The organism is Clostridium sp. (genome assembly GCF_021443865.1).
GTDB lineage: Bacteria > Bacillota > Clostridia > Clostridiales > Clostridiaceae > Clostridium.
Genome location: NZ_JABUTB010000063.1, coordinates 1 through 8,011, shown reverse-complemented (window position 1 = coordinate 8,011; position 8,011 = coordinate 1). Strand labels below are relative to the sequence as shown.

At 26.5% G+C, this 8,011-nt stretch carries 9 protein-coding genes; 2 read left to right on the top strand and 7 right to left on the bottom strand.

Translation table 11 applies throughout. The features are described 5' to 3' along the window. Positions 1 to 30: 30 nt before the first annotated feature. On the bottom strand, positions 31 to 966 hold the full coding sequence (locus tag HUJ77_RS11305; protein ID WP_291708696.1) for a GTP-binding protein: 936 nt from the start codon (positions 964 to 966) through the stop codon (positions 31 to 33). 208 nt (positions 967 to 1,174) lie between these two features. Between HUJ77_RS11305 and HUJ77_RS11300 the strand changes: the two genes are divergently transcribed. After that, entirely contained in the window at positions 1,175 to 1,792 is a 618-nt protein-coding gene (locus tag HUJ77_RS11300; RefSeq protein WP_291708694.1) for a DUF975 family protein, read from the top strand. A gap of 297 nt (positions 1,793 to 2,089) precedes the next feature. On the opposite strand, the gene HUJ77_RS11295 is transcribed toward HUJ77_RS11300, so the two are convergent. From HUJ77_RS11295 to HUJ77_RS11270, 6 genes are all read right to left on the bottom strand, one after another. Further along, on the bottom strand, positions 2,090 to 3,043 hold the full coding sequence (locus HUJ77_RS11295) for a calcium/sodium antiporter (RefSeq protein WP_291708692.1): 954 nt from the start codon (positions 3,041 to 3,043) through the stop codon (positions 2,090 to 2,092). 130 nt (positions 3,044 to 3,173) lie between these two features. Next, entirely contained in the window at positions 3,174 to 3,848 is a 675-nt protein-coding gene (deoC, locus tag HUJ77_RS11290; RefSeq protein ID WP_291708690.1) for a deoxyribose-phosphate aldolase, read from the bottom strand. Between the two features lie 79 nt (positions 3,849 to 3,927). Further along, on the bottom strand, positions 3,928 to 4,974 hold the full coding sequence (locus tag HUJ77_RS11285) for a DNA polymerase IV (RefSeq protein WP_291708688.1): 1,047 nt from the start codon (positions 4,972 to 4,974) through the stop codon (positions 3,928 to 3,930). A 10-nt stretch (positions 4,975 to 4,984) separates the two neighbouring features. Then, positions 4,985 to 5,935 carry a DUF4003 family protein gene (locus HUJ77_RS11280; RefSeq protein ID WP_291708687.1) on the bottom strand — a complete coding sequence of 317 codons (951 nt, stop codon included), beginning with the start codon at positions 5,933 to 5,935 and terminating at the stop codon, positions 4,985 to 4,987. A gap of 165 nt (positions 5,936 to 6,100) precedes the next feature. Beyond that, positions 6,101 to 6,793 (bottom strand): hypothetical protein, encoded by a 693-nt coding sequence (locus tag HUJ77_RS11275; protein WP_291708685.1) that lies wholly within the window; start codon positions 6,791 to 6,793, stop codon positions 6,101 to 6,103. Positions 6,794 to 7,026: 233 nt separating this feature from the next. Continuing rightward, complete coding sequence (locus HUJ77_RS11270; RefSeq protein WP_291708683.1) at positions 7,027 to 7,302, bottom strand: hypothetical protein; 276 nt, start codon at positions 7,300 to 7,302, stop codon at positions 7,027 to 7,029. A 100-nt stretch (positions 7,303 to 7,402) separates the two neighbouring features. Between HUJ77_RS11270 and HUJ77_RS11265 the strand changes: the two genes are divergently transcribed. After that, the gene (locus tag HUJ77_RS11265) at positions 7,403 to 7,921 is read left to right on the top strand and encodes a ferritin family protein (protein WP_291708681.1); all 519 of its coding nucleotides are present in this window, start codon (positions 7,403 to 7,405) and stop codon (positions 7,919 to 7,921) included. Positions 7,922 to 8,011: the final 90 nt, after the last annotated feature.

The following is an 8,011-nucleotide window of genomic DNA, read 5'->3' as shown; positions in this document are numbered from 1 at the left end:
TAATTTCAAGTTTAGTCTTCATTTATTACCTCAAAGAAATAGCTTTTCTATTTCTTTTTTATTTAAATTAACACCTATAAATGAAATAACACTAGAAATGCTATTATTTATTTTTCTAATTTCAAACTCATCCTTTACAAAGTCAAATTGTCCAAAAGTATCATCCTTTAATCTAACTACTCCCTTTGCCCTTATTACATCTCCAAAACTTCTAGAACTTGAAATAAACTTAAACTTTGATATTAATTCTAAATTTGAATAATTACAACTTGGATAAATAGCAAAGCTTTCAAAAACATCCTTGGCTTTAGAAGTTTCTATAGTTTTTAATCTTGGCTTTATGCCTTTATATTCATTAATATTTAAGGAATTAATTTCTACCTTATCTAAAATATCAATTCCCTTTATTTTTCTCCAGTCGCTACTTATTATTACTGCCCTTTTATTAACCTTATTAATTTTTGTAATTATACTATCTAAATCGCTGCTTTTCATATTTTGAGTTCTGCTTAAAACTATTTTTTTTGTATTTAAAATTTGATCTTCATAGAAATCCTTAAAATTTTTAAAATACACATCGAATTTTTCAGGATCTATAACAGTAATTATATTATCTATTTCCACCTTATCTCTTAGCTTTGATTCTTTAAAAATTTTAATTATATCTGTTAGTTTTGCCACTCCAGATGGCTCTATAATTATTCTTGAAGGATTATATTTATTAACTACTTCTATAATAGCTTCCTTAAAGTCTCCAGTAACTTCACAGCAAATACATCCTGAATTTATCTCCTTAACTTTTATGTTAGAATCTCTTAAAATCAATGCATCTATACTTACTTCTCCAAATTCATTTTCTATAATAGCAATATTTTCATTATAAGCACCCTCATTAATAAGTTTTTTAATAAGAAATGTTTTTCCCGCTCCTAAAAATCCTGAAAAAATATCTATTTTAGTTTTCATCTTTCACCTCTATATAAATCTTATTATGTTCTACACATTTTATGATTTATAAAATAGATTTATTCCAAAAAAATAATGAGGAAATATAGTATTAAATATTATTTGTAAATATATTTTTTACTTTTTATATTAATTTAAAATATTATATTAACCTTAACAGGAAAATATTGTATAATTTACTTAATATCTAATTTAATGGGGGTAGTATATGAATAGAGCTGAATTAAAATTCCAAGCAAAAGAACAATTAAGAGGTAATTGGGGAGTAGCAATTATTACTGTACTTGTAGGAAATTTATTTATAAATACTACTAGCATAACAAGTGGGCTAGAGTATATAGTAGAAATATCAGATAACTTAACTTTAACATTAGATTTAATTTCAATAATTTTTGGTGGTGTAATATCTATTGGCCTAAGTAAATTCCTTTTAAACTTTACAACTAATAGAGATGAAGCTAAATTTACAGATTTATTTTCTCAATTCAATATATTTTTTAAAGCACTTGGACTAAATTTATTAATGGGATTTGCTATACTTTTTGCTTCATTTTTACTTATTGTTCCTGGAATTATAGTGGCTTTAATGTATTCACAAGCTTGTTATATTTTAGCTGAAGATCCTGATAAGGGAATAATAGAATGTTTAAGAGAAAGTTCAAAGCTTATATACGGATATAAATGGGAATTCTTTGTGTTAGAGCTTTCCTTTATTGGTTGGTGGTTACTAGCTGTAATAACATTAGGTATAGGTAGCTTATGGGTTGAGCCTTATCAAAAAATCACTGAAACAAATTTTTATTTAAAGTTAAAATACGATATGTAAAAAGGTAACTGGATAAAACATCCAGTTACCTTTTTATTTAAAAATTTAAAATGTTAATTGACCACTATTTTCCCCATTGATTGTTGGTAGCAGTTTTTTCAGCACCGTGCTTACAACCACAACCAGAGTCATATTTTTTCTCTTCAGTTTTCTTATTTTTATTTTCACATCCACATTTACTCATTTCAAACACCTCCTACAACTTACACTATTATTATTTGTTTTTATAAAGTTTTAATGTTATAAAAAATGTTGAATATATGGATTAATAGTTAATGAAATCTTTTAATTTCCAAACTAATTTCTAAATATTATATAAATAAAATAGCTTAGATATATTAGAACTAAGGTTAAACCTTTCATTCTACCTATAAATAATTTTTCAGTTTTTCCTTTAAACATAAAAATACCAAGTAATATAGATATTGCAATTAAGAAAACTATATCTACAAATAGAGCTTTTGAAATTATAATAGGTGAAATACTTGAAGAAACTCCCAATATTAATAATATATTAAATATATTTGATCCAAGAACATTACCTATTGCTATATCATTTTCTCCCTTTGTTGCAGCTATCATAGAAGTAACTAATTCAGGAAGAGATGTTCCTATAGAAACTATAGTTAATCCTACTAATTTATCACTTAATCCAAAGGAATATGCTATATTAGAAGCTGAATCTACTACTAAATTCCCCCCTAAAATTATTCCTATAATTCCAAATAAAATTTTTAAAATAGAAGGAATAAATTTTATCTTCTCATTATTTTCCTTATCTTCACTTTCATCTTTAGATACTTTAATTAAGTAAATAGTAAATGCTATACAACCTATAAGCAATATTATCCCAGATATTGTGCTTAAACCCGGCTCTTTATTAAATAATGTTCTTCCAAAGGTTAAAATTAATAGGGAAATAGTTACTAATATATTTACTATGTAATCTTTAAAAACAGTTTTTTTACTAATTACTATTGGCATAATAATTGATGTTAATCCAAGTACCATTAATGTATTAAATATATTCGAACCTAGTACATTACCAATAGTTATTCCATTACTGCCTTGAAAGGATGAAATTAAACTTACTGCAAGCTCTGGTGCACTAGTTCCCAGAGAAACAATGGTTAATCCAACTATTATAGATGGGATTCCAAACTCTTTTGCAATATCAGAAGCACCATCAACAAATATGTCTGCTCCCTTTATAAGTAAAATAAAGCCTATTATTAATATTATGTAATTCATTTTTTCTCCTTCATCTTTAAATAAATAAAATAAGTAAATTAAATAGTGTATTTTTATATAATATTAAAGAAGAGGCTGTCTAAGCAGCCTCTTCTTTAATATTATGTTCTTATTTAATTTTTTTATTTATTTAATAAGTAGAATTTGATTCTGTTCCTTCACAAATTGCTATTGATGCAGAAGCTCCTATTCTTGTTGCTCCATTTTCAATCATAGCCATTGCATCTTCTAAACTTCTAACTCCACCTGAAGCCTTAACACCAAGTTCTTTACCTACTGTTTCTCTCATTAATTTAATATCACTTGCAGTAGCTCCACCTGTACTAAAACCTGTTGATGTCTTAACGAAATCTGATCCTGCTTCTTTAGATAATTTACAAGCTGTTACTTTTTCTTCATCAGTTAGAAGACAAGTTTCTATGATAACCTTTGTTAAAGCTTTTCCTTTTGCAGCATTAACAACAGCTTCTATATCCTTCTTAACATACTCTAAATTTCCATCTTTAAGCTTTCCAACATTGATAACCATATCAACTTCTGTTGCACCTTTTTTAATAACATCTTCTGTTTCAAAAGCCTTAACTTCAGTTGTAGTTGCCCCTAAAGGAAATCCTATTACAGTACAAACCTTTACATCACTACCCTTTAATAATTCAGCTGCTTTCTCCACCATTGATGGATTAACGCATACTGACGCAAAATTATATTCCAAAGCTTCTTTACATAAAGTTTCAATTTCTTTTTCAGTAGCTTCAGGTTTTAAGATAGTGTGATCAATCATTCTTGCTAAATCTTTCTTGTTCATAAAAGATATCCTCCTCTATAGATAATTGTGTACCAAACAATCTCATTATATAGTAAAATTGACAATAATTAAAGCAATTTTAAAATAAAGTTAATTGTTCTATAGTATTTTCCTTAAATGATGACACTGTTACTCCTATTAACCTTATATATTCATTTATTTCTTCATTATTTAGTATTTCCTCACAAACCTTATATATCTCTTCAAAATTATTAGTATAAAAATTCAAAGTTTTACTTCTTGTATGACTTTGAAAATCTTCTGTTTTATATTTTACGGTTATAGTTTTACCTTCAAGATTTTGTCTTATTAATTGATTGCTTATTTCCTTTGAAAAATCATATAGATATTCTAATAAATCTTCTTTTTCCTTTGTATCTATTTTTAGTGTTCTTTCTCTACCGTAGGATTTTCTATCTCTTTGTGCCTCTACTTCCCTATTATCTATCCCTCTTATCCTCTCATAAATTTCTAAACCATACTTACCTAAGTATTCAATATAGAATTCCTTTGGCATATCGTAAAGATCTTTAACGGTGAAAATCCCCATATTATTTAACTTTTCAACTGATTTTTTACCTAACCCATAAATTTTTGAAACTGGAAAAGGCAAAAGAATATTTGGAACCATATCCTTTGTTATTACCTTAATACCATTAGGTTTATTCCAATCAGAAGCTAATTTTGCTAAAAATTTATTATAAGAAATTCCTATTGAAATAGTAAGTCCAACTTCTCTTAAAACTCTACTTTTTATATAGTTAGCTGCTTCAATACCTGATTTAAACCTATTATTACTAATATCTAAATATGCTTCATCAATAGACAGTGGCTCTATAATATCAGTTACATCTTTTAATATATTAAACACTTGTTTAGAAACTTCCTTATATCTATACATCCTGGTTTTTAAATATACTCCATGTGGGCATAATTTTCTTGCAATAAAAATAGGCATTGCAGAATGTATCCCATATTTTCTCGCCTCATATGAACATGTTGATACAACGCCTCTTTCGCTTACTCCACCAACTATTACTGGCTTTCCTTTAAGACTTTTATTATCAAGTTGTTCTACTGATGCAAAGAAAGCATCCATATCTACATGTAATATCAACCTATTCATTATAACTCCCTTAGGCTAATGCTGCTTCAAACATTCCTTTATTTTTAGATTTTATTAAACAATATACTCCTTGCGCTAACAATTCGTCTATATAATTTCTTTCCTCATTAATTGTAGTAAAAGATATTATTGTAATAGCTATAATGGTCCTAAAGCCTTTGTCCATATAGTATTCATATTCACTTTCTTCCTCACATAGGGTATTAATTACTCCATCAATTAGATTGATAGTTTTTCTAACATCCCTATTAGATAATACTCCTAAAAGAGGCAAGAACTGCTGAGCTATTTTTATATCTTTCTTTTCTAGTTGTAATATAAATTCAATAGTTTTATACATATGCCCTGAAGAACCAGTTAGCATTATTGCATTTGTTAAGCTTTGTATTCCATTTTTAGATTTTATATTTAAGTTAGTCATATAATTATAAATAGTTTCTATAAATTCGTCTATTGTTTTAATATCAATATCATTTAAAGCCCATAATGCACATACTAAATAGTCATCTTCTCCAGTTATATTATAGTATTTCTCTTTTAATAAGATAAATACAGACTTCATTTTTTCTGCAACACTATGCTTATCTTTTTTTCTGCCATACTTTGCTAAAACAAAGGAAGTTAAAACTAAATAATCACATTCATTAAAACCTTGTTCCTTTAATATTTCTTCAACTTCATATATATCAGTAATTAACTCTTTTGCATCTCCATCTTCTAATGCTATTAATAAGGATAAAATATAAAGTATATCTCCTCTAAAGGATGATACCCTAGAAGATGATGCCTTTATATATTTTCTTATTTCTTTTACTTTATCAAAAGGTATTTCCTTTTCATAATGAGCAAAAATTAACGATGCAAAATGATTAATTAAATCTCCATCATTTCTTAAATTTATCTTAGCATTTCTGTAGTTGTTAATGGTATTATAAATTCTGTCTTCCAGAAGTTTCTCCATGTTAATACTCCCTCTCTTTACTTAAGCATTTTATTGCCCTAATATCATTATACTATAAATATTGTGTCATTTTCATAACAAAATAAAAACATTAAAAATATAAATAAATTAGCCAAGGTAAGAAGATCTTATCTTGGCAATAAAATTTATCCTTTGTATTTTTAGCTAACAACAGAATAATAAAGCAAGTGCAGCTAAACCAAATAAGCCGCCTCCAAAACCGCATCCACAACCACAGCCTCCACCGAAACCACAGCCGCCTCCGAATCCGCAATTTCCGCCGAAACCACAGCCTCCGCAGCCACCTCCAAACCCACAATTTCCTCCACAATTATTTATACATTGAGGTGTAAATACGCTACCATTTTTATCAAATATAATTATTATCTTCACTGTATTATCACAGTCAGTTATAAACATTTGAGGAAATTCACATAAAAATTGTGATACTGCTGGATTAAAAGATCTTACTATTATAGCATATTCTTGAATTCTATATCTATTTGGTACAACTTCCATATCCATATTACAGCTTTCCATAAAGCTTTCCATATCAAAGTCAAATTCCTCACTATCATAGTCATGACATGAAGATTTAGAGTCATTTTTACAACATGGATTATTTCTTATAACTTTAATAGGAGTTGAAATAGAAACTAAATCATTGCATGGTAATGCTGGTGCTTCTAAAACACCATCACAACCTGTAACTATTATATTAATCTTTATTCCATCGCCACATATGCATTTTGGTAAGCTTCTTCTTATTTGCCTTCCAATTCTGCCATCAGCACAAATAGTTAAGTTATATTCATTACATGCTGACATGTTGTTAATCTTCTTTAAACATATTTTCATTGGTATTTTCTCTCCTTTTATCTTATTGTGTAGATAATACATAATATGTTTATTAGCTTTATTGTTTCACTAAATAATTTTAAATTGAATAATATTAAATATTTTTGGCTAAAATATAAGAGGATACGATAAATAGTATCCTCTTAATATTATGAAAAGGAGCTGTGCGCACACAGCTCCTAATTATTTTTTATATATTTTTATAATTTTTTTATGTAATTTCTTTGTTTTCTTTATAAGCTTCTTACATAAAATCCATTATTATAAATATCCTTATCATACTTTATTTCAATTCCATCACAAATTTTTTCATCTTTCTTTGCAATTACAAAATTCACTTCATTTATTCTAAATTCTAAATCTTCTTCCGATACATAATCAGCATATAAATCATATGCTGGCTTTCCACACCCTACAGCAAGAACCTTTATTCTTATATTATTATTTGAACTATTTTTTAATACTTCTAATAAAGCTAATTTTGTTTCTTCGTTAAATATTATTTTCAAATTTATCTTCCTTTCCTAGCTAAAATAATATAACAAATTATATCATTAGAATATCTTCTTTCATATAATATAATACTTAGTATTTAATGGAGATGAGATTTTGAAAAGAGATTATATAGATTTTAAGGGAGGTTGTTCAATAATGCTACCTTATCCTGAAATTGATATTAAAGAAAAAAATTTATCTTATGCTAAATTAATAAAGAAATGTTATTGTGGTATATATTCAGAATTAACTTTAGTAAACCAATATAGCTATCAATGTTTTTTAATGGAGCCTCACTTAAAAGATATATTCAAACAAATTGAAATTGTTGAAAAAGAGCATTTAGATATACTTGGTGACATAATTATTGCTTTAGGAGATGAGCCTTCCTTTGTTTTTGAAAAGAAAAATAAAGATTTACATTGGAGCTCTAAATATGTAAGTACAGACACATCATTAAAGAATATACTCATAAATAATATAAATTCTGAAAAAGAATTAATTAAAGAATACAGAAAAATTACTAATATTATTGAAAACGAAAGCATACTTTCTATTCTTAATAGAATAATTTTAGATGAAGAACTTCATATTAAAATATTTAATACTATTTATAAAAATGAAATTAAATAATATTAATTAATATTTTTGTTTTACTAATTTACTAATTATGTTATAATGGGCTTGATATTATAATTGTTTTTTTAACAATATTTCTTAAAT